At 71.1% G+C, this 21453-nt stretch carries 16 protein-coding genes and 1 pseudogene; 10 read left to right on the forward strand and 7 right to left on the reverse strand.

The genetic code is table 11. The annotated features are described in order from the left end of the window. Window positions 1–156: 156 nt before the first annotated feature. The 4 genes from ABD858_RS06960 to ABD858_RS06975 form a co-directional block, all read right to left on the reverse strand. Entirely contained in the window at window positions 157–1215 is a 1059-nt protein-coding gene (locus tag ABD858_RS06960) for an aminotransferase class V-fold PLP-dependent enzyme (protein ID WP_345035258.1), read from the reverse strand. Window positions 1216–1285: 70 nt separating this feature from the next. Continuing rightward, window positions 1286–2005 carry a DsbA family oxidoreductase gene (locus ABD858_RS06965; protein WP_345035260.1) on the reverse strand — a complete coding sequence of 240 codons (720 nt, stop codon included), beginning with the start codon at window positions 2003–2005 and terminating at the stop codon, window positions 1286–1288. Between the two features lie 210 nt (window positions 2006–2215). Beyond that, on the reverse strand, window positions 2216–2692 hold the full coding sequence (locus ABD858_RS06970) for a GNAT family N-acetyltransferase (RefSeq protein ID WP_345035261.1): 477 nt from the start codon (window positions 2690–2692) through the stop codon (window positions 2216–2218). Between the two features lie 102 nt (window positions 2693–2794). Further along, window positions 2795–4324, reverse strand: a complete 1530-nt coding sequence (locus ABD858_RS06975) for an aldehyde dehydrogenase (NADP(+)) (RefSeq protein ID WP_345035262.1) — start codon at window positions 4322–4324, stop codon at window positions 2795–2797. A gap of 108 nt (window positions 4325–4432) precedes the next feature. On the opposite strand from ABD858_RS06975, the gene ABD858_RS06980 reads away from it, so the two are divergent. The 5 genes from ABD858_RS06980 to ABD858_RS07000 all read left to right on the forward strand — a co-directional run bounded on the left by ABD858_RS06980 (window position 4433) and on the right by ABD858_RS07000 (window position 9058). After that, window positions 4433–5215, forward strand: coding sequence for an IclR family transcriptional regulator (locus ABD858_RS06980; RefSeq protein ID WP_345035263.1), 783 nt, complete (start codon window positions 4433–4435; stop codon window positions 5213–5215). Next, the gene (locus ABD858_RS06985) at window positions 5215–5685 is read left to right on the forward strand and encodes a GNAT family N-acetyltransferase (RefSeq protein ID WP_345035265.1); all 471 of its coding nucleotides are present in this window, start codon (window positions 5215–5217) and stop codon (window positions 5683–5685) included. Before ABD858_RS06980 ends, ABD858_RS06985 begins: the two co-directional genes overlap by 1 nt. A gap of 78 nt (window positions 5686–5763) precedes the next feature. Further along, a complete protein-coding gene (locus ABD858_RS06990; RefSeq protein WP_345035267.1) occupies window positions 5764–6756 on the forward strand; it encodes a hypothetical protein in 993 nt (330 codons plus the stop codon). Then, on the forward strand, window positions 6753–8402 hold the full coding sequence (locus ABD858_RS06995) for a sensor histidine kinase (protein ID WP_345035268.1): 1650 nt from the start codon (window positions 6753–6755) through the stop codon (window positions 8400–8402). Before ABD858_RS06990 ends, ABD858_RS06995 begins: the two co-directional genes overlap by 4 nt. Continuing rightward, a complete protein-coding gene (locus ABD858_RS07000) occupies window positions 8399–9058 on the forward strand; it encodes a response regulator transcription factor (protein ID WP_345035270.1) in 660 nt (219 codons plus the stop codon). The genes ABD858_RS06995 and ABD858_RS07000 overlap by 4 nt, the downstream gene beginning before the upstream one ends. 10 nt (window positions 9059–9068) lie before the next feature. On the opposite strand, the gene ABD858_RS07005 is transcribed toward ABD858_RS07000, so the two are convergent. Beyond that, the gene (locus tag ABD858_RS07005; protein WP_345035271.1) at window positions 9069–9458 is read right to left on the reverse strand and encodes a hypothetical protein; all 390 of its coding nucleotides are present in this window, start codon (window positions 9456–9458) and stop codon (window positions 9069–9071) included. 400 nt (window positions 9459–9858) lie between these two features. Between ABD858_RS07005 and ABD858_RS07010 the strand changes: the two genes are divergently transcribed. Together ABD858_RS07010 and ABD858_RS07015 are read left to right on the forward strand one after the other, a co-directional pair. Then, on the forward strand, window positions 9859–11121 hold the full coding sequence (locus tag ABD858_RS07010; protein WP_345035273.1) for a sensor histidine kinase: 1263 nt from the start codon (window positions 9859–9861) through the stop codon (window positions 11119–11121). Beyond that, window positions 11118–11825 (forward strand): annotated as a pseudogene (locus tag ABD858_RS07015) (response regulator); the annotation flags it as partial. The gene ABD858_RS07010 and the pseudogene ABD858_RS07015, both read left to right, overlap by 4 nt. A gap of 352 nt (window positions 11826–12177) precedes the next feature. Here the strand turns inward: ABD858_RS07015 and ABD858_RS07020 are convergent. Both ABD858_RS07020 and ABD858_RS07025 read right to left on the reverse strand, forming a co-directional pair. After that, a complete protein-coding gene (locus ABD858_RS07020; RefSeq protein ID WP_345035274.1) occupies window positions 12178–12591 on the reverse strand; it encodes a type II toxin-antitoxin system VapC family toxin in 414 nt (137 codons plus the stop codon). Then, on the reverse strand, window positions 12588–12851 hold the full coding sequence (locus tag ABD858_RS07025; RefSeq protein ID WP_345035275.1) for a CopG family transcriptional regulator: 264 nt from the start codon (window positions 12849–12851) through the stop codon (window positions 12588–12590). Before ABD858_RS07025 ends, ABD858_RS07020 begins: the two co-directional genes overlap by 4 nt. A 366-nt stretch (window positions 12852–13217) precedes the next feature. On the opposite strand from ABD858_RS07025, the gene ABD858_RS07030 reads away from it, so the two are divergent. The 3 genes from ABD858_RS07030 (at window position 13218) to ABD858_RS07040 (ending at window position 21302) form a co-directional block, all read left to right on the forward strand. Further along, entirely contained in the window at window positions 13218–16166 is a 2949-nt protein-coding gene (locus tag ABD858_RS07030; protein ID WP_345035276.1) for an ATP-binding protein, read from the forward strand. A gap of 516 nt (window positions 16167–16682) precedes the next feature. Beyond that, window positions 16683–20384 carry a S8 family serine peptidase gene (locus tag ABD858_RS07035; protein WP_345035277.1) on the forward strand — a complete coding sequence of 1234 codons (3702 nt, stop codon included), beginning with the start codon at window positions 16683–16685 and terminating at the stop codon, window positions 20382–20384. A gap of 543 nt (window positions 20385–20927) precedes the next feature. After that, window positions 20928–21302 (forward strand): hypothetical protein, encoded by a 375-nt coding sequence (locus ABD858_RS07040; RefSeq protein WP_345035278.1) that lies wholly within the window; start codon window positions 20928–20930, stop codon window positions 21300–21302. Window positions 21303–21453: the final 151 nt, after the last annotated feature.

Here is a 21453-nt window from a genome sequence, read left to right on the forward strand (position 1 = left end):
GACTCGTCCGATCGGGGAGGACGCCGGGCCGGGCGGCGCCGGATACGGCCACCCCGGGCCGCCCGGCGCCTCCGCGCCCGGGGACTCAGCCGGCCAGGACCGGGTAGTGCACCGAGACGGCGGACCGGCCCGAGGCGAAGCAGGGCTGCTGAGGCCTCAGCCCGCCAGGACCTCCAGGACGCGGTCCACGTCGGCCGCGGTGTTGTAGAGGTGGAAGGACACCCGCAGGTTGCCCGCACGGGCCGCGGTGATGACGCCGGCCGCGGCCAGCTCGGGCTCGCGGTCCGCCAGGCCCGGCACCGAGACGCTCGTCGAGCCGGGCGCGGGCACCGGCCGGTGGCCGAGGGAGAGCAGGCCCTCCCGGTAGCGGTCGGCGAGCGCGGTGTTGTGGGCGTGAACGGCCTCGATGCCGATCTCCTCGAGCAGCGCGAGCGACTGCTCGGCCGCGTGGTACGCGTAGAAGGACACCGGCTCGTCGTAGCGGCGGGCGGATGCGGCGAAGACCTCGACCGGGCCGTAGGTGCTGTTCCACCTGTCCTCGGCGCCGACCCAGGTCCCGTGCAGCGGCGCCATGGTCTCCTGAGCCTCCTCTGAGACGGTCAGGAAGGACACGCCTCGCGGACACATCAGGTACTTGTAGCCCGCGGTCACCGTGAAGTCGTACAGACCCGCGTCCATCGGCAGCCAGCCCGCCGACTGGCAGGCGTCGACGAGCGTACGGGCCCCGTGCGCGGCCGCCGCGGCCCGTACCGCCGCCAGGTCGGCCAGCCGGCCGTCCGCCGACTGCGCGGCGGAGGTGGCGACCAGCGCGGTGCCGGGCCGCACCGCCTCGGCCAGCTCCTCCAGCGGCGCGTACCGCACCTTGAGATCGCCGCGGACCGTGAACGGCGTGATCACCGAGCTGAACTCGCCCTCGGTGATGAGGACTTCGGCGCCCGGCGGCAGCGAGGAGGCGATCAGCGCGACATGCACGGCCACCGAGCCGCCGGTGGCCACCCGCCCTGCGTCCACTCCGACGAGCCGGGCGAAGGACGCGCGGGCCGCGTCCACCTTCTCGAAGCTGCCCGGCCCGCCACGCACCCCGGCGGCGTTCTCGTCGGCCAGCGCTTTCACGGCCTCGAGCGCCCGCCGGGGCAGCAGCCCCGCGGTCGAGGTGTTCAGGTACGTCGACTGCGGCGCGAACTCGTCGGCCGCCGGATTGCCCAAGTTCTCCATGAGATCACTCTGGATGCCGCGCCGATTCCCTGTCCATCACGAATTTCTGAGGTGAACTTCCAAGCAGTGCTTATGCGTTGCCGTCGGCCTGCGGAACGTCGCACGCCCCGTCCGGACCGCAGGCGTCCGCGTCGACGGCCACCGTGGTCAGCACCCGGCCCTGCCAGGCCTGCTCCAGCGCCTGGGTGAAGACCTCGGCGGGCTGGCCGCCCGAGATGCCGTAGCGGCGGTCGAAGACGAAGAACGGCACCGCGTTCGCGCCCAGCTCGGCGGCCTCGCGCTCGTCGGCGCGCACCTCGTCGGCGTAGGCGTCGTCGTCGGCCAGCACGGCGCGGGCCTCGTCCGCGTCGAGTCCCGCCTCGACGGCAAGCTCCACCAGCACCTCGGCGTCGAAGACGGACCGCTCCTCGGCGAAGTTGGCGCGGTAGGCGAGGTCGAGCAGCTGCTCCTGGCGGCCGCGGGCCTTCGCCAGGTGCAGCAGCCGGTGGATGTCGAAGGTGTTGCCGTGGTCACGTCCCTCGGTGCGGTAACCGAGGCCCTCGGCACGCGCGTTGGAGGCGACGTGCTCCTCCATGGCCCGCGCCTCGTCCAGCGTGCGCCCGTACTTCTGCGCGAGCATGTCGATCACCGGGGCGGTGTCGCCCTTGGCGCTGTTCGGGTCGAGTTCGAAGGAGCGGTGCACCACCTCGATCTCGTCGCGGTGGGCGAAGGCCGCCAGGCCCTTCTCGAAGCGGGCCTTGCCGATGTAGCACCACGGGCAGGCGATGTCGCTCCAGATCTCGACGCGCATGTCTGTCTTCTTCTCCAGGGGTCGTACGGCGGGATCTCCGCCTTCGGGCGACAACGCGCCCCCGCGGTGGCGCATTCCCCGGGAAAAGGAACGGCCCCGGGCCGGAGCGCGGGGGGCCGTGCCGACCTGAGCTGGTCAGGACGCGGGAGACACCCCCACCCCGGCCTGAAGGCCGGGGCATCCTCCGGTTCATCTGGTGACGCCCGTGACTTACGCCCCCGGCGGATCCGGGACTGTCAGCCGCAGTGCGAGGTGGGTGCCCAGGCGCGGTATCCCGGGGTCGGGCCGCCAGCCGTGGCGGGCGTAGAAGGCCCGGGCGCGCACATTGTGCTCGTAGACGCCGAGCCGGGCGGTGCGCACGCCCGCGCGCTGCCAGGCGGTCACGCAGGCCGTGTGCAGCGCGGTGCCGACGCCGCGGCTCCAGTGGGCGGGGTGTACATGGAGCTGGGTCAGACTGGCCTGGCCTGCCCGCAGGCGGTACGAGGCGGCGCCGACGACCAGGCCGTCCAGCTCGGCACACAGGACGGCGCCCTCGGTGCGGTCGCGGTCGATGGCGCGGGCCCAGCCCTCGCAAGTACCGGCCGGCTCGGCCGCCTCCGGGACCCGGCGCCGGTAGTAGGTGGCGCGTGCCGCGGCATGCAGGGCGGCGATGGCGTCGAGGTCCCGGACGGTGGCGTGACGGATCATCCTGCGAGCCTGCGGCAGGAGAAGAGGGCACTCAAGCATGTCCGGCATGTGCAGGACGGACGTGCCGGGCCACCCGGTGTCGCGGGTGGCCCGGATTCCGTGTCAGCGCTCCAGGCGGCCGTTGATGCGGCGCGGCAGGCCGAGGGGGTTGTCGTCGCGCAGCTCCGGGGGCAGGAGGGCGGCGGGCGTCGACTGGTAGGTGACGGGGCGGAGCCAGCGTTCGATCGCCGTGCCGCCCACCGAGGTGGAGGTGGAGGTGGTGGCCGGGTAGGGGCCGCCGTGGTGCTGGGCGGGGGCGACGGCAACGCCGGTGGGCCAGCCGCCGACGAGGACCCGGCCGGCCAGCCGGCTGAGCGCGGCGAGCAGTCCGGTCCCCCGGCCGTCGGCGCCCTCGGCCTCGGCGGTGGAGAGCTGGACGGTGGCGGTGAGGTTGCCGGGGAGGCGGGAGAGGACGGCGGTGATCTCCGAGTCCTCCTCGTAGCGGGCGACGACGGTGACCGGGCCGAAGCACTCCTCCAGCAGGAGGTCGTGCGGGCCTTCGGCGGCCAGCGGACGGGCCGGTACGGTCAGGAAGCCGGGCCGCACGGTGTGATCGCCGTCCGCGCCCGGGGCGACGGGAGCGTCCACGTCCGGCAGTGCGGCCCGCTCCGCGGTGCCGGCCACGAAGGCGTCACGCATGCGGTGGTCGAGCATGACACCGGCACCGGCGGCGGCGAGGGTCTCGGTCAGGGTCTTGACCAGGGTGTCACCGGCCGCCCCCGAGGGGACCAGGACGAAGCCCGGCTTGGTGCAGAACTGGCCGACGCCCAGCGTCATCGAGCCCGCGAGCCCGGCGCCCAGTTCCTCGGCGCGTTCGGCGGCGGCCGCTTCGGTGACCACGACCGGGTTGAGCGAGCCGAGTTCGCCGTGGAAGGGGATGGGTACGGGCCGGGCGGCCGCGGCGTCGTGGAGGGCGCGCCCGCCGCGTACCGAACCGGTGAAGCCGGCGGCGGCGACCAGCGGGTGCCGGATCAGTTCGACGCCCGCGTCGAAGCCGTGGACAAGGCGGACGACGTCCTCCGGCAGACCGGCCTGAGCAGCCGCGCGGCGCAGCAGTCCGGCACACAGCTCCGAGGTGGCCGGGTGCGCCGGGTGGGCCTTGATGACGACCGGGCAGCCCGCGGCGAGGGCGCTCGCGGTGTCCCCGCCGGGTACGGAGAAGGCGAGCGGGAAGTTGCTCGCGGCGTAGACGGCGACGACGCCGAGCGGCACCTTCCAGCGGCGCAGGTCGGGCCAGGGCGGGGTCTGCGCGGCGTCGGCGTGGTCGATGCGTACGTCGAGGAAGGAGCCCTCTTCGACGACGTCCGCGAAGGCCCGCAGCTGGCCGGTGGTACGGGCGAGTTCGCCGGTGAGCCGGACCGGGCCGAGGGCGGTCTCGGCGTCGGCGGCGGCCACGATCTCGTCGGCGGCCGCGTCCAGGAGGTCGGCCGCGGTGCGCAGCAGGGCGGTGCGTACGGCCCGGTCGGCGAGGGCGTCACAGGCGGCGTGCGCGGCCCGTACCGCCTCGTCCACGTCCCGGGCCGTGGCCTCCGCCGCGATCTCCTCGCGCGGCTTCCCGGTTCGGGGATCGACACTCCAGACTGGTGCTGCCACCGCGACGCCTCCCAGCGACTGTGCAGAATTGTTCAGTCTTCTGAACAAGATTCCTGATCGTGAATATGCTGGCGACTCTATAAACGCGCGTTTGAAGGGGTCAAGGGCATGTCTGCTGCTCAGACAGGCGGGGAGACCGGCGGCGCACCGGTCAAGTCCGCCGTGCGGACCGTGGAACTGCTCGAGTTCTTCGCCGGACGCCCCGGCATGCACTCGCTCACCGCCGTCCAGGACGCCGTCGGCTACCCCAAGTCCAGCCTCTACATGCTGCTGCGCACCCTGGTGGAGCTCGGCTGGGTGGAGACCGACGCGACCGGCACGCGCTACGGCATCGGCGTACGGGCCCTGCTGGTCGGCACCTCGTACATCGACGGCGACGAGGTCGTCGCCGCCGCCCGCCCCACCCTGGACCGGCTCTCCGACGACACCACCGAGTCCGTCCACCTCGCCCGGCTCGACGGCACCGATGTCGTCTGTCTCGCCACCCGCCGGTCCCAGCACCATCTGCGCCCCTTCACCCGGGTCGGCCGCCGGCTGCCCGCCCACTCCACCGCCCTCGGCAAGGCGCTGCTGGCCACCCGCACCGACGAACAGGTCCGCGCGCTGCTGCCGGAGAAGCTGCGCCGGCTCACCGAACACACCGTCACCGACCGGGAGCGGCTCATCGAGGAACTGAGCCTCGTCCGCGAGCAGGGCTACGCCGTCGACCGCGAGGAGAACACCCTCGGTCTGCGCTGCTTCGGCGTCGCGGTCCCCTACCGCACCCCGGCCCGTGACGCCCTCAGCTGCTCGGTGCCGGCGGCCCGGCTCACCCCCGCCCACGAGCAGCTCGTCAAGGACGCGCTCCTCGACGCCCGCGACCGGCTGACGACTGCCGCACGGAGGTTCTGATGAATGTCTCGCTGCGTGAGGTCGAGCAGTCCGACCTGCCCGTCCTCTTCGCCCTGCTGCAGGACCCCGAGGCGGCCCGGATGGCCGCCTTCACCCCCGAAAACCCTGCCGACCGGGCACGCTTCGACGCGTACTGGGCGCGGATCCTGACCTCCGACGACATCAACCGGACCGTGCTCGTCGACGGCGCGGTGGCCGGGCACGCGGCGGTGTACGGGCCGTCGGGCGAACGCGAGGTCACCTACTGGATCGACCGCGCCCACTGGGGCCGCGGCGTGGCCACCACCGCCCTGCGCGCACTGCTCCGGCTCGTCCCCGAACGGCCGTTGTACGCCCGCGCCGCCGCCGACAACACCGGGTCCGTCCGGGTCCTGGAGAAGTGCGGTTTCCGGGTCACCGAACACACCAGGGGTTTTGCGAACGCCCGGGGCGCGGAGATCGACGAAGTGGTCCTCACCCTGGAGGACTGAGCGTCTCCCCCGTACGGCCGAGCCGGATCGTAGGAGCGCAGGACGTCCCGGGGGCGGGCGGCCGGAAGGCTGAGTGCCATGGCACAGACACCGCTCGCCCCCTCTCCCCTCCCCGCCGCGCCGGTACGACCCGGCCGGGCCCGTCGGGTGCTGCGCGCCCTCGCCGTCGTCTCCTGCGTCCCCTACCTCTCCCTCAAGATCGCCTGGGTGGCGGGCAGCCGGATCGGCATCCCCGAGGGCAGCGCCCTGCTGGAGAAGCGGGCCCTGTACGCCGTCGCCAACAGTGTGACGATCCTGATGGACGCGACCGTGATCGTCCTCGCCCTGCTGCTCACCCAGGCCTGGGGGCGGCGCGTGGCCTCCTGGCTGCTCGCCTTCCCCATGTGGGTGGCGACCGGACTGCTGGCGCCGATCATGCTCGGCTTCCCGCTCCAACTGGTGGCGGCCGCCTTCGCCGGCGGCCCCGACGCGCAGGACGGGACGCGTGAACCCTTCCTCGACGACTGGGTGTTCGACGTCGTCTACGGCGGCTTCATCATGCAGGGCATCGCCCTCGGCACGCTGTTCGTGCTGTACGCCCGGGAACGCTGGGGCGGGCTGTGGCAGGGCAGGGTGTGGGAGCTGCCGCCCGTGGTGAGCGGCCCGCGCACGAAGGCGGTCGCCGTGGCTGCGGCACTCCTCGCGCTGTTCCCCGCGGCCCTGCATCTGATGTGGGCCCTCGGCTCGACGACCGGGCTCCCCGCGAAGGCCGCCGAGCAGCGCGACACCGACATGTACCTGCTCGAAGGAACCCGCGTCTTCTTCGTGGCCGCGGCCGTCACCGGTGTGCTGATGCTCGTCCTCCGCCTCGGCCGGGCACTGAAGGTGAAGGCGGTGCTCGGCACGGCCTGGGTGGGCTCCGGTGCCGTGGGCTGCTGGGGCGGCTGGATGCTGATGGCGTCGCTGCTGCCCGAGGACGATCCGGCCAAGCGGGCCACGGGGCTGCTCGTACTGACCTACTCTGTCGAAATGATCACCGGGTTCCTGTTGGCCGGCTGTGTCGTCTCCTTCCTGCGGCGGCGTAGCGCGTGAGCACGCTGGTACGGGCGCTGCTCGGGGCCCGGGCCCGGCGGCGCTGGATCCATCTGATCCTCGGCGGCGCGCTGTTGATGCCGTACTGGCTGCTCGGCACAGTGGCGCTGACCGTGGCCGGCGATGTCTTCCGCAGCACGGCCCTCCAGTTCGCCGCGTACGGACTCGCTCTGCCGATGGCCGCCGTCTCCGCCCTCTTCCCGCTCACCCGGCCGCTGTCGGCGGCAGCGGTGCGCGCCCTGTGCGGGGTGCCGGAGGGCCGGCTGGCCGAGGGGCCGGCCAGGACCCCGGAGGCCAGGGCCCGGGTCTCGGCCTGGTGGACGCTGCATCTGGGCCTGGGCGCGCTGATCAGCGGGGCGACGCTGGCGCTGCCGCCGTTCGCGCTGTCGCTGATGGTGTTGCCGTTCTCGGCCGGGCTCCGGAACTCCGGGCTCAACGCGTTCCGGGGGCCGGACCGCACCTGGGTGCTGTGGGTCGCTCCGCCCTCCGGGCTGCTGATGCTGCTCGCCCTGGCGGCCTGCGCCGCGGCGGCCGGGGCGCTGCTGGCCCGCGTCGCGCCGCTCCTGCTCGGACCGGCCCCCGCGGACCGGCTGGCCGCGGCCGAGCGGCGGGCCGCCGAGCTGGCGGTGCGCAACCGGCTCGCCCGCGAGCTGCACGACTCGGTGGGCCACGCACTGAGCGCGGTCACCCTCCAGGCGAGCGCGGCCCGTAAAGTCCTTGACGCGGATGTGGAGTTCGTACGCGAGGCACTGGCGGCGATCGAGGAGACCACGCGGCGCACGGTCGCCGAACTCGACTCCGTACTGGGCCTGTTGCGCCAGGACGAGAACGACCCCGACCTGCCTGCCCCGGCCCTCGACGCGCTGGACGGGCTGCTCGCCCGTACCGGCCTGGACGTCTCGTTCCGTACGACAGGAGACCCGGCCTCTGTCCCGGAGACCGTCTCGCGCGAGGCCTACCGGATCGTGCAGGAGGGCCTGAGCAATGTGCTGCGGCACTGCGGAACGTCACCGGTCACGCTGAGCATCGCCGTCACCGGCGAGGAGTTGGAGATCACCATGGAGAATCCGCTGCCCGCCGCGCCCCCTTGCCGGTCGCACTCCGCCTCGACTCCGCTTCGGCCGAGTGCCCCTCCCTCGTTCCTCGACCGGGACCCTCAACCTCCGCCGCATCTCGGCTGCGCCGCGCCCCCTTGCCGGTCGCGCTCCGCCTCGACTCCGCTTCGGCCGAGTGCCCCTCCCTCGTTCCTCGACCGGGACCCTCAACCTCCGCCGCATCTCGGCTGCGCCGCGCCCCCTTGCCGGTCGCACTCCGCCTCGACTCCGCTTCGGCCGAGTGCCCCTCCCTCGTTCCTCGACCGGGACCCTCAACCTCCGCTGCATCTCGGCTGCGCCGCGCCCCCTTGCCGGTCGCACTCCGCCTCGACTCCGCTTCGGCCGAGTGCCCCTCCCTCGTTCCTCGACCGGGACCCTCAACCTCCGCTGCATCTCGGCTGCGCCGCTCCACCACCGGTACGGCCCGGCGGCGGCCGCGGCCTGCGTGGCATAGCCGAACGCGCCGCCCTGCTCGGCGGAAAGGCCCAGGCCGGGCCCAAGGACGGCGTATGGCGGCTGACCGCCGTGCTGCCGCTGGGCGGTGCGCGATGAGCGACACGGTCCGGGTCGTCCTCGCCGACGACGAGCGAATGGTCCGTACAGCCCTGCGCGTCATCCTCGACGCCGAGCCCGATCTGGAGGTCGTCGGCGAGGCGGCGACGGGCACGGAGGCGGTTTCGGTGGTGCGGGAGCTGCGGCCCGAGGTGGTGCTGATGGACGTACGGATGCCGGAGATCGACGGCATCCGGGCCACCGAGCGGATCCTGGGCTCGATGCCGGAGCCGCCCCGTATCGTCGTCGTCACCACCTTCGAGAACGACTCCTACGTCTACGACGCGCTGCGCGTCGGCGCCTCCGGCTTCCTCCTGAAGCGCGCCGCCGCGGAGGAACTCGTCCAGGCGGTCCGGCTGGTCGCCCGCAGCGACTCACTGCTCTTCCCCGCCGCCGTACGCGCCCTCGCCGCAGAACACGCCGCCCGCCGGCCCGCCGCTCCCCCGCCCTGGGCAACCCGCCTCACCGAACGCGAGGCGGACGTCCTGCGGCTGATGGCGACGGGTCTGACCAATGCGGAGATCGCCGGGCGGATGGGGGTCGGCGCGGCAACCGTCAAGACGCATGTGGCGTCGGTGCTGGCGAAGACGGGCGCGCGCGACCGCACGCAGGCGGTGATCGCGGCATACGAGTCGGGGTTCATCGCCCCGGGGTGACACCGGCCGGTCAGAGGCCCAGCATCTCGCGCAGCCCGCGCTGCCGGGGCACGGCCTCGGCGGGCTGCAGTTCGTGCACGTACTCCTGTGTGTGCACCAGCTCGGCCGCGGTGACCCGGAAGTGCCAGTTGTCCGTTCCGAGCCGGACGACGGTCAGCCACGAGCCTTCGGCGACGCGGTAGACCGCCCGCCCGGGAGTACCGGGCCGGCCCTCGGCCCCACTCGGGACACGGCTGCGGGCCAGCTGCTCGGCCACGGCCACGGCGTGCTCCCTGCCGCCGTCGACCGGCCGGCTGCCGATCACCTGCCAGCGGGGGATGGCTGCGTAACCGTCGCCCGCGGGCTCGCGGGACTCGACGTTCTCCTCGACCAGGATGTACCAGGAACCTTCGGTTGTCATGGTATGAACCTATCGCCCCACGATGTCGACACTGCCACACTTCTTGAGATCCTCAGCGACATCGTCCCGGTCCGAGCAGGGCGCGGTACCGCGAACGGTCAGCCTTGACCGGATGTTGACGTCTCGTCGGTCACAGCTGCGGAGATCGAGGCGTCCTGGGGTGAGGCAGAAGGAAGGCGAGCAGGACGGACACGGTATTCGAATACTCGCCCCAACTATCACATCAGCCCGAGGAGTTCAGTTCGGTGCGGCCGCCGCCCGCCTCGAAAAACACTGCATTCAAGGGCGATCAAGGACCAAGCACCCTCCCAGGTCAACCGAACGATGGACACGACCCCGAGCCGGTGCACGGCTTAGTCTCTGCGCTGACCGCCTGAAATGAACCAGAGGTGAGGCGCGGATGAGGATTGGGCAGCCCGGAGGGGCGGCGCGCGCCATGCCGCCGATGCTGCGGCATGCACTGAACGGCTTGTTCGTCTCCTCGCTCGTCGCTGCTCTCCTGGTCGTGATCGGTCCGGGCACGGCTGTGTCGAGCCAGGACACGTCCGTCGTGGCCGCCCTGTCCGTGCTCCTCGCCGCCACGTACGCGGTGGGATTCGCCGGCCCTGCCAGGCCTGCCGACTCTCGACGTCGCGAGGAACCCACCGAGTCCGTCGACACGACCGGAGGGAACCCGGGCCGTGCGCTGCGCTGGCTCGGCGCGCTGACCACGGTATGGGCCTGTCTCATGGCGTTCAGTGCGGAGTTCGGCTGGCTGGGGTTCCCGCTGTTCGCACTGTATGTCCTGCTCCTGCCGCCGCGGCTGGCGGTCGTGGCCGTCGCTGTGGGGACCGCCATCGTGGTCGCCGCCAAGGGAGCGGAGGCCGGCACGCTGGGGATCCCCCAGTTGGCCGGCCCCCTGCTGGGCGCGCTGGTCTCCACACTCCCGGTGCTCGGGTACCAGTCGCTGTACCGGGAGAGCCAGGCCCGCAAGGCGCTCATCGCTGAGCTGATCGTCACCCGGGAGGCGCTGGCGGAGTCACAGCGGGAGGCCGGCCGGCTCGCCGAACGCCAGCGGCTGGCCCGGGAGATACACGACACGGTCGCGCAGGGCCTCTCGAGCGTGATCATGCTGTTGCGCGCCACCTACGCCGCGCTGCCGCCGGACGCGTCCCTGGCGCAGGAGCGGACCACCGCGGCCACCGAGGTCGCCACGGCGAACCTCGCCGAGTGCCGGCGCTTCCTGTACGAACTGAGCCCGCCGCCCCTGGTCGAGACGCCCCTGCCCGAGGCGTTGCGCCGACTGGTCGACCGGAGTGCCGAGGACGGTCTCAGCACCGCTTTCCATCTGCACGGGGAGCCGTACCCGCTGGGTGCCGAGTGCGATGTGGCGCTGCTGCGGGTGACCCAGGAGGCGCTGGCCAATGTGCGCGGGCACGCGCACGCCGAGAGGTGCGTGGTGAGCCTGTGCTACCTGGACGACCGGGTGACGCTCGATGTCTTCGACGACGGCAAGGGCTTCGATCCGGAACTGCCCCCACAGGACTCCCGTGGCGGCTTCGGGCTCTTCGGGATGCGCCAGCGGATAGAGGAGCTGGACGGCGCGCTCACCGTCGAGTCCGCGATCGGCGAGGGAACAGCGGTCGCCGCCAGTCTGCCGATTCCGAATGGGGTGACATCATGACCGCGCCGCAGACCGCCTCCGTCGCGCAGGTGCGCGTGCTGATCGTCGACGACCACCCGGTCGTGCGCCGTGGCCTGCGTGCGCTGCTCGATGACGTGCCCGAGGTCGTGGTGGCCGGTGAGGCGGGGGACGGCGCCGAGGCGCTGCGCATGGTCGCCGGGCCGACGGAGGTCGACGTGGTCCTCATGGACCTGCGCATGGGCGGCGGTTCCGACGATGTGTCAGGCGTCGCCACCGATGCGACCGGCAGCAGGCGAGGCGTCGAGCGCATGGACGGTGTCGAGGCCACCCGCCGGATCAGGGCCCTGCCGGCCCCGCCCCGGGTACTGGTCCTCACCACCTACAGAACCGACGCCGAGATCCTTGCCGCCGTCGAGGCGGGTGCGACCGGTTACCTGCTCAAGGACGCGCCGGTCGAGGAGCTGATCTCCGCGGTGCACGCTGTCGCGGCCGGCGAGACCGTGCTGGCTCCGCCCGTCGCCACTCGGCTGCTCGGCCGCATGCGGGCACCGCAGTCCGCACTGACCCCACGCGAGACAGAGATTCTCGTCCTGCTCGCGAAGGGACTGTCGAACCGGCAGGTGTCACGCGCGCTGTTCATCAGCGAGGCAACGGTGAAGACCCACCTGGTCCGTGTCTTCGCCAAGCTCGGTGTGGACAGCCGCACCGGCGCCGTGACGGCGGCACTGGGCCGTGGCCTGATTCCCGAACCGCTGCCTGGCCCCGCGTTACCACCCGTACGACCGAATCCCGCGGACCCGCCCAACGCGTCCGCCCCGCCCGACCGACCCGAGTTTCCGGATCCCACAGCGCAACGAGGTTCCCGTGCCTGACATACCGGCGGCGCACGGCCGCCGCCAGGGGCGCACCAACTGTTGGGCTCCCCGATGGAGAAGTCTCACTCGAGCGACCCGCAGCGTGGAAGGGCTCCTGAGCGCCTACGACCAGCGCCGCCGGACCTGGATTCGCTTCACCACCGGGCTGAAGCCCGATGCAGTGCGAATAGACCCGGTAGCGGCTGGGTCGAACAGCACAGGCCCCTCGGCGAGGGCCGGATCAGACCTTGATCACGGTGACCCGTGGGCCGCACAGCGCGGCCAGGTCCTCGGGATCCGAGGTGAGGATCGTGACGGGGCCGGGGGCGGCGAGTGCGGTGGCGCTGAGCATGGCGTCGATGGCGGACTTGTGGCCGTGCAGGCCGGTGTCGGCAAGGAGGGCGGCGGCGTGGCGGGCGATGGGGTCGGTGACCGGCTCGACGACCAGGCGGGACAGCGTCCACTCCAGGGCCGGGCGGTTGATCCGAGGGTGGACCACCTCCACCAGGGTGGCCGCGGACGTGATCACCCGCAGGTCGTCTGCGCGGGCCAGGGCGAGCCAGCCGGTGACCGTGCGGTCGCGCAGAACGGCCTTGGCAAGCCCCTCACTGTCCAGGACCAGCGTGCCGCCGGGAATGGCGGGGGAGCGGCTCACGCGGCATCCGCCCCGCCCTGCGTTTGCTGTCGGCGCGCCTGCCGGAGCTGGTCCCGCAGGGCCTGGATCTCCTCGTCCGTGACCGGGCCGTGCTCGGCCTCGGCGACGGTGATGAGTTCGTTGAGGTTGTCGCGCTCGATCTGACGAGCGACCGCGGCGGCGACGTAGGCGGACAGGCCGGAGGGACCGCTGCGGGCCTTGGCGGCTTCGGCGATGTCGCGCGGCATGGTGATCGAGAACTTGCCGGTAGGCTCACTCATGCTACCTATCCTACTCATAGTCCTCCCACCAAATCGGGCTCGAAGGTCGGATCTCTCACGTGGAGAAGGTGCGGGCATTGTGTGCACGGCGGCGACGCCCATGTGCTCCTGGATCGCTCCACCATCCAGCCCGCTCTGGGACCACGCCGGATGTGAGGCTGGGGCAAGTGACACAGAGGTCTCGGCCCCCGGGCGGGCGCGATGGCAGCACAAACCTCAGCCCCGGAAATCCACAGTGATCGCCTGCTGCACCACGCCTTTGAACGTGGCCTACCCCCCTGCCACCCCGCCTTGTAACCTCTGATCATATTGTTCACGGAAGATGGCGGTTCGGCATGCCGTCGTCTGTCTCCTACGGTGGGGCGAATGTCTACCAGCGATTCCGACACACGCGACCTGCCTGCGAGCGCAGCACCCGGCTTGGTCGGACGCGAGCGCGAACTCGCCGCCTTGAGAGCGGCGTTGTCCGACCCGCCGGTGGTCGTGCTGATCGAGGGCGAGGCCGGGATCGGTAAGAGCCGACTGGTCCAGGAGCTACTCGCGGCGCATGCCCCGGCCCGGCAGCGGGTGCTGCTGGCGACCTGCCCGGCCGTTCGACAGCCTTTTACGCTCGGGCCGGTGGTGGACGCGATCCGACCGGCGACCGAGGACGTCGCCCGGCTCGGCCTGAGCGGGTTGGCGGGAGCGCTCCGGCCGTTGTTCCCCGAGTGGGCATCGGCGTTGCCGCCCACACCCGACCCGGCCGAAGACGCGGCAGCGGCACGACACCGGCTGTTCCGGGCCATCGAGGAGATCCTCGAACGGCTCGAGATCGGGTTGCTCGCGGTTGAGGACGTGCACTGGGCGGATGAGGCCACCCTGGAGTTTCTGCTGTTCCTGGCATCACGTCCGCGACAACAGGTCAGTCTGCTGGTGAGCTACCGCCCGGAGGAAATCGCGCCGGACTCTCTGCTGCTGCGGTTGTCGTCGCGGCAACCGGCGGGGGCGGCGCGGCTGCGGCTGTCGTTGGAGCCGTTGGATGTCCCCGGGACTGCCGCGCTGGTGTCCTCGATGCTGGGTGGGGAGCGGGTTTCCGACGAGTTCGCGACCATCCTGCACGACCGGACCGACGGGCTTCCGCTCGCGGTCGAGGAGTCCGTCCGGCTGATGTGGAACCGCGCTGATATGACCCGGCGGGGTGATTCCTGGGTGCGGCAGCGACTGAGTGAGATCGACGTACCGCCGACAGTGCGGGACGTCGTACTGGAACGCAGCGCACGGCTCGGCCCGGCGGCGCAGGCCGCGTTGCGCGCGGCCGCCGTACTCGCCGACCCCGCCCCCGAGGAGGCCGTCGTCGAGGTGATGGCTCCGGAAGGCGATCCGGCGAGCAGGCTGGCAGGCCTGGCGGAGGCAGTGGGTTCGGGGCTGCTGAGGGAGGACCAGCGCGGGCTGGTCTCGTACCGGCACAAGCTGGCGTGCCGCGCGGTGTACGAGACGATTCCTGTGCCGCAGCGGCGGGCGATGCACCTGCGTGCCGCACACGTTCTCGAAGACACCACCCCGTCCCCGGTCGCCCAGCTCGCGCGCCACTTCCGGGAGGCCGGCGACACGACGGCGTGGTGCCGGTACACGGAACAGTCTGCCGACCTCGCCCTCGCCTCGGGTGACGATGCGACGGCGGTCACTCTGCTGCACGAGCTGCTCACCAACGCCGGCCTGCCGCCCGCCGACGTGGTCCGGCTGACCGGCAAGGTTCCGTTCCATCTGCTCAGCGGGCACGAACGCTACCGCGAACTGATGGACGCCCTTCACCTCGCGCTGGACACCGGCGGGCCGACGCCGAGCGAGGCGGCGGAGATCCGCTTCCACGTCGCCCGGCTGCTGCAGCAGATGGAGGAGTTCGAGCAGTCCCGGATCGAGATGGAACGCGCGCTGCCCGACCTCGGGCACGACCCGGCGAAGTCAGTTCGCGCAATGATGTTTCTCGGCCTGCCGTACGGGACGACGACACCGGCGGCCGAACACCTCAGGTGGCTGCGGCGCGTGGCGCAGGTGCCGGTCTCGATCGCGCCGGTGGACCGGCTGAATATCCGGGTCGGACGGGCGAGTGGGCTTTTGCTGCTCGGTGAGGAGGAGGGGTGGGCCGAGGCGGCATTGATCGCCGATGACGCGTCCACCGCCGCGGAAAGGCAGCAGATCACGGTCGGCCATCAGAACGTCGGGCACATGGCGCTGATCTGGGGGAGGTACCCGGAGGCGAGGCGGGCGCTCACGCTGGCCGCAGGACTGGCCGACACGTATCAGTACCAGAAGCTCCGCAGGAAGGGGCAGGTGACGCTGGCCCAGCTGGACTGGCTCACCGGAGCCTGGGACGGGCTGGCCGACCGGGCCCAGTCGCTGGCCGGTGACGAGGAACTCCTGCAGCCGGTGAGCCGCCTGGCGCCGGCCGTGGTCACCGGCTTGCTGTATGCGGCCCGAGGCGACCAGGACAGAGCGGACGAATGCCTGCGGCGCGTCCTTGAACAGGCGGACCGACATGGCGGTGCGGAGCATTCCGTCGAACCTGCCGGCGCCCTGGCCAGGCTCCGGCTCGGCGCCGGGCGGGTCGACGACGTGCTGCGGTTGACCGACGGGCCGATCCGGTTCCTGGAACGCAAGGGCACGTGGATCTGGGCCACCGAACTCGCCCCGGTCCGGGCCGAGGCACTACTCATGGCCGGCCGCATCGACGAGGCCGGCGACTTGGTCGACGCATTCGCAGCGGGAGTGCGTGGTCGCCGCGCACCTGGGCCGCACGCCGCCTTGTCGACCTGCAGGGCGATCCTGGCCCAGCATCAGGACGATCCCCTCAGCGCCGCCGAACTGTTCGCGCGTGCGGCTGACGCGTGGCAGGGCCTTCCGCAGCCGTACGACGCCCTGCTCAGCCGTGAGCGACAGGCCCGTTGTCTGCTCCGTGCGGACCAGTCCGATGCGGCTCTCTCCCTCCTTACGGAAACCTTCCAGGGGTTGTCCACCCTCGGCGCTCGTGGCGACGCCGAGCGCGTCATGCACACACTGCGTGCATCCGGTGTCGGGGTGAAGCGCCCGTCGTGGCACGGTGGACGACGAAGCTACGGCGATCAACTGTCTCCCCGTGAGCTCGACGTAGTCCGGCTGCTCGTCGGAGGCCGGACCAACCGGGAGATCGCCGGTGCCCTCATCCTGTCGCCGAAGACGGTCGCACGGCACGTGGAGACAGCGATGCGCAAGCTCGAGGTCTCGTCCCGGACGGCGCTGGCCGTGAAGGTCGTCGAAGCCGGCGTCGTCGTCGACAGCTCGGCCGGCGCCTCCCGTTAGGCGGGCGCGGCAGCAAAATTGGGTCATCTGCCCAGTCGTCCGGTGGCCGGTGCGTGAACAACACTCAGCGTCATGGAATCATTACCTCCGATTGCCGCCACTCGTCCCCCCGCGTTCGCACGTCTTGCGCCGCACGGTCACATCTGACGGATCGCCTCGACCGGCCCCGGTTCCCCGACGAGGCCAGGTTCCGGGACGAACCGCGCAGGCCGACCGACCGGTGCCGGGTCACTGCCGCAACAGCGGGACGCGCCGCTCGCCGCTGTACCACCGATCCGCCCGAAGCAACACTGGCGACACCCACCACATACGACGTATATACGACGCGGCGCCGCATCCACGCGACGGCGTGGTTCCGCGCGCCTTCATTCCCCCTCAGAGAATGTCAACGCCTTGATGAGACAGTCACAACCGGCTGAGCCGAACGGATCCTCAGCCAGCCCGGCCAACCCCGTAGCCCACCGGCTGACACGCCGTCCAGTGCGGACAGCCCTGGGGATTCTCACCGCGGCCTGTGTGGCCGGAACACTCACCACCCTCCCGGTCGCCACCGCCGCCGAGACGCCGGCAGCCCAGGCCGCCCAGCCGCAGCAGAACAGCCCCGTTGTCGCCACACACAAGCTCACCCTCGTCACCGGCGAAGTGGTGACGCTGGAGCGTCACGCCGACGGCTTCCAGGCGGCGACGGTCGAGCCCGCGGCCGACGGCACCCCGGCGGCGTTCACCTCCATGAAGGTGGGCGACGAGGTCTACGTCATCCCGGACAAGGCCCAGCCCTACCTCGCCGCGAACGAGCTCGACCGCGAGCTGTTCAACGTCACCAAGCTCGTCGAATACGGCTACGACGACGCACACCGCCCCGCCGTACCCCTGATCGCCACCTACGCAGGCGCGCCCGGCAAGGCCGGCAAGGCGCTCGACCAGGCCGCGCCGGCCGGCTCGGTGAAGAAGGACGAACTGCCCAGCGCCAACGCGGTCGCGCTGCACGCGAGCAAGAAGAAGGCGGCGACCTTCTGGGAGGCCGTCGACGACGACAGCACCGCCACGACGAGCGCACCGAAGCTCGCCGACGGCATCAAGAAGCTCTGGCTCGACAAGCCGGTGCACGTCACTCTGGACCAGAGCGTGCCGCAGATCGGCGCCCCGGACGCCTGGGCGGCCGGCTACGACGGCACCGGCACCAAGGTCGCCATCCTCGACACCGGCATCGACCCCAACCACCCCGATGTGGCAGGGCGGATCAAGAGCGCGCAGAACTTCACCGACGACCCCGACGCGGTCGACCACCACGGCCACGGCACACACGTCGCCTCGACCATCGCCGGCTCCGGTGCCGCCTCGGGCGGCAAGTACAAAGGTGTGGCGCCGGGCGCCGACCTGTACATCGGCAAGGTCCTCAACACGGCCGGTTCGGGCTCCCAGTCGGCGGTCATCGGCGGCATGGAATGGGCGGCGGCCCAGGGCGCGGACGTCATCAGCATGAGCCTGGGCGGTTCGGTCCCCAGCGACGGCACCGACCCGATCAGCCAGGCCGTCAACCAGCTCACCGCGTCCTCCGGGTCGCTGTTCGTCATCGCGGCCGGCAACGATGGCCCGGGCAAGGGCACCGTGGGTTCGCCCGGTGCCGCCGAGGACGCACTGACCGTCGGAGCGGTGTCCAAGCAGGACCAGCTCGCGAACTTCTCCAGCCGCGGCCCGGTCAAGGAAACCTTCGCGGTCAAGCCGGAGATCACCGCACCGGGCGTGGGCATCGTCGCCGCCCGCGCCGCCGGCACCACGATGGGCACCCCCGTCGACGCCAACTACACCTCGGCCAACGGCACCTCGATGGCCACCCCGCACGTGTCCGGCGCCGCGGCGATCCTTGTCCAGCGCCACCCCGACTGGACCGCCGACCGGCTCAAGCAGGTGCTGGTCAGCACCGCCAAGCAGGGCTCGTACAACGCCTACCAGGGCGGTAACGGCCGCGTCGACGTGCCCAAGGCGATCAACGCCACCGTCTACTCCAGCCCCGCCGTCGTCAGCATGGGCAAGAAGTCGGCCGAGAGCGCGCCGGTCACCAAGACGATCAACTACGTCAACACCTCCGCGACGGACACCACGCTGTCGCTCCGCCTGTTCGGCCTCGGGGAGACGGCACCCCCGCCGGACGGCATGTTCACGCTCAGCGCCAACAGCGTGACGGTCCCGGCGAACTCCACCGCGAGCGTGACGGTGACCTACCACCCCGAGCTCGGCGCCGTGGGCGACTACACCGGTACCATCACCGCCACCTCGGCCGACGGCACCGCGATCCGCACCACCGTCGGCGCCACGAAGGACGTGCCCACCGTCGACCTCACCATCAACACGATCGACCGGAACGGAGACCCGGCGTCCGGCGAACTCGTGGTGTTCGACCTGGACAACGGCGTTGTCCGCGAGGTCTTCCCCCAGGGCGGAACCAAGACCATCGCGGTGCCGCAGGGTCGCTACTCCGTCATGGGCTTGGTGTACACGAAGGACAAGGCCACGGGCCTGGCCGTGAGCAACACGCTTGCCGGTGAGCCCGTCGTGGATCTGACGGCGGACCGGACGATCACGATGGACGCCCGGCTGGGCAAGGAAGTCAAGGTCTCGACGCCCAAGGAGTCGCAGTCGAGCCAGCACAAGCTCGGGTACCGCCAGCAGCTGCCCGGCAAGCGCGGGGTCGACTACATGAAGGGTACGTCGAGCCTGTTCGCGAAGCACGCCTATGCGGTGCCCACCGGGCCGGTGACGGACGGCACCTTCGAGTTCAACTTCCAGGACCGCAGGTACTCGCCGGTGATCCGGGCGTCCTATGCCGGGCAGGGAGGCGCGCTCCCGCTCACGCCGGTGCTCTATGCGGCCCAGTTGTACGGCCCCAGCACGCTCCAGGCGGTCAACGCCGGCACGGGACGGCCGGAGGACCTGGCGGGTAAGGCCCTCGATGGCAAGCTCGCGGTCGTCACCCGCGATGCCACCCGGAAGGTTGCCGACCAGATCGCCGCTGTGGCCGGTGCCGGTGCGAAGGCAGCGATCATCGTCAACGACCGGCCCGGCCTCTACGCCACCAGCGTGCCGCGCGTCACCGGCACTGCCATCCCGGCCTGGACCCTCACCCAGGACGAGGGCGCGGTGCTCTTCGGCCGGATGGCCGGCGGTCCCACGCAGATCAACCTGCAGGGCATGGGGAACAACCCCTCCGTGTACAACATCGCGCTGATGGTTCCCGGTGGAATTCCGGCCGACCCCACCGACGCGGTCACCGCGGAGAACTCGGCCGTGGTGAAGTCCCACTACCGCGGCACCAAGGGCACTCTGCTCGGCGACACCACCTCGGCGATCCGCCCGGGAGAAACCTTCATCACCCAGTTCGTGGACTTCCACGACGCGCCGGTGGACCGGGAGGAGTGGTACTCCACCGGCAGCAAGTGGCCGACGATGAAGGACATGGGGTGGTGGCACATGGTCTACCCGGACCGCAAGGACATCATCGCCAGCATGAGGGACCTCGTCCGCAACTACAGCCCGGGCGAGCAGCGCGAGGAGACCTGGCTGGGCGCGGCGAACGGCCCGGCCGGACCGGAGCCCACCCTCGCGTTCCGCGACGGTGACAAGGTCACCCTCAACATGATGGAGATGGGCGACAGCCAGCCCGGACACTACGAATACTTCCAGGGCGACAACGGCACCACGTCGACGGTGCGGCTGTACCAGGACGGCAAGCTCCTCAAGGAGCAGGGCTGGTTCACGCTCACGACGCTGCCGGTCAGCCCTGACCCGGCGACCTACCGGATCACCATGGACACGTCGCACCCGGCGTGGTTCCCGCTGTCCACCAAGGCCAGCACCGCGTGGACCTTCAAGTCCGCCCGGCCGGCGAACGGCAAGGAGGACCTGGCGCTGCTCTGGCCGAAGTACGGCCTGGACCTGGACGCGGAGAACACCACCCCGGGCGGCAACACCTACCACTTCGACCTGTCGTTCGTCCTCCAGAACGGCGCCACCCCGGACATGAACGGGGTCGAGGTGGAGGCGTCCTCCGACGACGGTGCCACCTGGCAGCCCGCGAAGGTCGAGAGCAAGAACAACGGCAGCTACAAGGTGTCCGTGAACAACCCGGCAAAGGGCTACGTGTCCCTGCGCATCAAGGCACAGGACACCAACGGCAGCAAGATCGAGCAGACCCTGATCAAGGCCTACGCCGTTCGCTGACCCTCACAGCAGCCCTTTCCCGACCGCGCTCCTGGCACAAGGCACGCCCTTGCGCCAGGGGCGCACCCGTTGTACCGCCGCTCACATATCTCGCCGGGACGGTCAAAACCAACTACTCATCCCGCGCCTGCCACCAGACCTCGACGCCCTTGAAAGTGCCGGACATACCCGAAAGTTCCCGACGTTCGCACCCACCCGCTTGACTCACTCCACCGTCAGCGCAGCGAACGCGGCTCCGGTGGTTTTTCCTGTCCACGAATCCTTGACGTCCCCTCGCTCGTTGTCCGGCCCATCACTGCGGCGGGTTTGGCGCTCATACGGCCGGCGTCGAAGCGAAATCTGTTGCATTTCCGAACAGTTGAGGATCAAGCACCCACTCAAGTCAATCGAACGATGGACGCGCCCCCAGCCGGTGCACGGCTTAGTCTCTGCGCTAACACCCTGAGGTGAACCGGAAGCGAGGCGCAGATGAGGATTGGGCAGCCCAGAGGGGCGGCACACGCCATGCCTCCGACGCCGCGACTCGCGTTGAACGAATTGCCCGTGTCCTCGCTCGCTCCGGCCCTCGCGGTCGCGATCGATCCGGGAACGACCGTGTCGAAGCAGGACACGTCCATCGTGGCCGACTTGTCCATGCTCTTCACCGCCACGTACACGGCTGGGTGCGGCAATACCGACGGGGTGTCAGGCGCCGTCAAGGACACGTCGGCCGAGGAACTGATCTCCGCGGTACGGGCCACCGCGATCGGCGAGACCGTGCCGGCTCCGCCGGTCGCCACCCGGCTGCTCAGCCTGACTCCCGAACCGCAGCCCGGCCCCACGCCGCCGACCGCACGACCGCATCCCGCGGACCCGCCCAACGCGCCCGACCGGCCCGGTTTTCCGGATCCCACAGCGCAACGAGTTTCCCGTGCCTGACATACCGGCCGCGCACGGCCGCCGCATCAACACGGCGCGCGGTCCACCGTCCTGGTGCTGCTCACCGCTCACACAGGAAAGAGCAGCACAACCACACACCACATATGACGCATATACAACGCATATACGACGCGGCGCCGCATCCACGCGA

Origin of the sequence: Streptomyces sannanensis (genome assembly GCF_039536205.1) — a bacterium.
In the GTDB taxonomy this organism is placed as follows: Bacteria; Actinomycetota; Actinomycetes; order Streptomycetales; family Streptomycetaceae; genus Streptomyces; species Streptomyces sannanensis.

Coding starts and splice junctions, on each gene's coding strand:
- ABD858_RS07000 (WP_345035270.1), top strand. CDS start 8,399: ATGAGCGACACGGTCCGGGTCGTCCTCGCCGACGACGAGCGAATGGTC.
- ABD858_RS07005 (WP_345035271.1), bottom strand. CDS start 9,458: ATGACAACCGAAGGTTCCTGGTACATCCTGGTCGAGGAGAACGTCGAG.
- ABD858_RS06970 (WP_345035261.1), bottom strand. CDS start 2,692: ATGATCCGTCACGCCACCGTCCGGGACCTCGACGCCATCGCCGCCCTG.
- ABD858_RS06980 (WP_345035263.1), top strand. CDS start 4,433: ATGTCTGCTGCTCAGACAGGCGGGGAGACCGGCGGCGCACCGGTCAAG.
- ABD858_RS06960 (WP_345035258.1), bottom strand. CDS start 1,215: ATGGAGAACTTGGGCAATCCGGCGGCCGACGAGTTCGCGCCGCAGTCG.
- ABD858_RS07025 (WP_345035275.1), bottom strand. CDS start 12,851: ATGAGTGAGCCTACCGGCAAGTTCTCGATCACCATGCCGCGCGACATC.
- ABD858_RS06990 (WP_345035267.1), top strand. CDS start 5,764: ATGGCACAGACACCGCTCGCCCCCTCTCCCCTCCCCGCCGCGCCGGTA.
- ABD858_RS07010 (WP_345035273.1), top strand. CDS start 9,859: ATGAGGATTGGGCAGCCCGGAGGGGCGGCGCGCGCCATGCCGCCGATG.
- ABD858_RS06985 (WP_345035265.1), top strand. CDS start 5,215: ATGAATGTCTCGCTGCGTGAGGTCGAGCAGTCCGACCTGCCCGTCCTC.
- ABD858_RS07030 (WP_345035276.1), top strand. CDS start 13,218: ATGTCTACCAGCGATTCCGACACACGCGACCTGCCTGCGAGCGCAGCA.
- ABD858_RS06965 (WP_345035260.1), bottom strand. CDS start 2,005: ATGCGCGTCGAGATCTGGAGCGACATCGCCTGCCCGTGGTGCTACATC.